Here is a 2,280-nt window from a genome sequence, read left to right as displayed (position 1 = left end):
GGTAGTGGGTCAGTTTGAATTATCTTTTTTGCGAGGCTTGTAGGGGCCGCGCTTTTTCGGTGCTGGCTCTGCCGCATCAATCAAGGCAACGATATCTTCAACTTCCCACGGGCTGGCTGACAGACCGGCAGCCATAGCGGGTGTCATGCGCAGGCTCTTATGGGTCCGGCAGAAGTTGTAATACATGAAGTGTAGCGCGACCGCGTAAGCGTGGTTCTCGGCCTTCTTGCTGAATGCGTTTGTCAGGCGGGTGAACCGGCGCATCCCCATGCGCATCGTGAGGTTCTGGCGCTCGACATGCGACGTGCTGACCATTTCCATGTCGGGCTTGCCAAGGATCGGCTCTTTCTTTGCGCCGGTGTATTCGGCAGGGCTATACTTGCGCTCATGACCCTTTGTGCCGGTCGGATCGCCGTATTGCTTGACCAGCATGGCATAGTCCACGTCACCGCCGAAGGCGTCAGCAACGGCTTTCAGGTAGGCACCGTGACCGTCTGTGGTAAGCTGGCAACGCCCTTCGATCCGGTCAGCAAGGTCAAACATGAACTCGCGCGCTGTGCGCTGCGAACGGTCTCCCACGGTGTAGCTGATGATGAGCTTGCTTGCCGGGTCCAGCGCAGTCCATGTCCAGATGTCGCCAGCCTCAGCAGGTGCGGCCTTGGCAGCTTTGACGTTCTTTTCCTTGGCGTAGCAGAAAGCCCAGATTTCATCTGCTTGCACATGCTTTGCCACAACCCCGCGCACGTTCGCAGCATGGTAGGCGGCGCACACCTTGCCAGCGTCTATCAGTAGTTTGTTGACGGTGTTTTTGGACACGTCCGCGATCCGGCTTGTGGCGCGGATGCTGTTGCCCTCGACAAGAAGGCGGATGATCAGGGTACGGATTTTGGCATCGAGCTTGTTCATAAGCTCAATGTAATTTCAAAGTGACCTATAGTCAAGTATGATGTGATAAGTTACTCGTCGCAATCGGAAAAAACTGACTCAATCCGCCTTTCGTGTGTCCTTTCCGGCTTTGGCAGATTTGGGTCGTACCGATCCGTTAGCGCGCTTCGTGCCCTCGCTATGCTGTCCTGAAGATTCTGCTGGTCCTTCAGGTGAGCCGTCTTCATTTCTATCAGACTGATCATCTTCTTGGTCCTCTCCACTTAGGCACAGTACCACACTGTCGCCGGATTTGATTATCGAAGTTTTAACACTCGCCAGAGATTCAGCAATCTCTTCAAGATCATCTGTAGGTCTATCAATGTTTTCAAATAGTTGCCGTGCTTCAGTTCGATCTATGACGAACTCATGCGATGGGTAAGATGCAGCAAGTCGCGCAATCGTGTTTGGCTTGACGTTCCTAGTGGCGAGTCTTGCGCCATACTCTGAAGACACGCGTACATGTCTCTCGACTTCCCCCAACCGTGACGGGTCAATTTGACTATAAACCGATCCCATCAATCCGACAGCCATCTGAGCGGCAATATCAGCCGACAGTTTGGTTGAAAACCCAAGCTCACTTCCAAATCGTAGTTGCCGAAAGAACCTCTGAAAATGAGATCCACTTTCTACCTGTAGTGTTTCCAGCGCCTGGTGTGGGGTCAGGCCGGAAGTCCTTTCACCGATTTCATCATCTTTTCTGAGCTGAACATCAATTGGACCCAATTCACCAAATTGGGACATGATGATCCTGTCAGCCGCTAAGCTGAGGATAGTTCCCGCTGATTTACACAAATCATCAACGTAAATATAGAACTGCCCGCAATCAGGCTCATTTGATTTTGTCCTGTATGCTCTCTGCACGGCACGACCTACGCGATATGCAACCTCTGCAGAACCACCGGGAGTATCTAAGATCAGGAGCGCATTCTTGCGTTTTTTGTTCTGGCGGACCGCCTCTACAAACGCCCGATCATCAGGGTAAAACATAGGTCCATAGTAAAGGTAGATGTCGGCGTTATAGTGCTCAGCAATACGCTTTGCGAGTTCATTTGTCGTCATTACACCATCTGGCCTTCGCTGCTGTACTCGCAATCTTTCTGCGATCCTCAGGTGAAAGCCTCTCAGCCCTCGCCTTTCCGCCCTTAAGCCCACCCCTGCGCTGTGCAGACGTGTCCGGATCATGTGTGGCAGCCTCACCCGTTGCCACGTCCACGATGAACTTGGCAAGCTGGTTCGCGTCTCTGGGTCTCTTGGGTTTGTCTGTCATGCCTATAAGATAGGTGCAGTCCTGATCCGACGCAAACGGAACCTCGCGCGCGTGTGAGGCGCTAGATTTCAAACTGACCCACTACC

The 2,280-nt window shown here is 52.8% G+C and carries 2 protein-coding genes; both read right to left on the bottom strand.

All coding sequences use genetic code 11. The annotated features are described in order from the left end of the window. Positions 1-9: 9 nt before the first annotated feature. Positions 10-906: an IS1 family transposase gene (locus tag QO034_RS23165; protein ID WP_284487861.1), complete on the bottom strand. Its 897-nt coding sequence runs from the start codon at positions 904-906 to the stop codon at positions 10-12. Between the two features lie 78 nt (positions 907-984). After that, positions 985-1,986: a Clp protease/crotonase-like domain-containing protein gene (locus QO034_RS23160; protein WP_284487860.1), complete on the bottom strand. Its 1,002-nt coding sequence runs from the start codon at positions 1,984-1,986 to the stop codon at positions 985-987. Positions 1,987-2,280: the final 294 nt, after the last annotated feature.

The organism is Sedimentitalea xiamensis (assembly GCF_030164465.1).
Lineage (GTDB): Bacteria > Pseudomonadota > Alphaproteobacteria > Rhodobacterales > Rhodobacteraceae > Sedimentitalea > Sedimentitalea xiamensis.
Note: the sequence above shows the minus strand (reverse complement) of the source record. Positions and strands in the feature narration are given on the sequence as shown.

Excerpts from the sequence above, each read along its gene's own strand:
- QO034_RS23165 (WP_284487861.1), bottom strand. The coding sequence starts at position 906 with ATGAACAAGCTCGATGCCAAAATCCGTACCCTGATCATCCGCCTTCTT.
- QO034_RS23160 (WP_284487860.1), bottom strand. The coding sequence starts at position 1,986 with ATGACGACAAATGAACTCGCAAAGCGTATTGCTGAGCACTATAACGCC.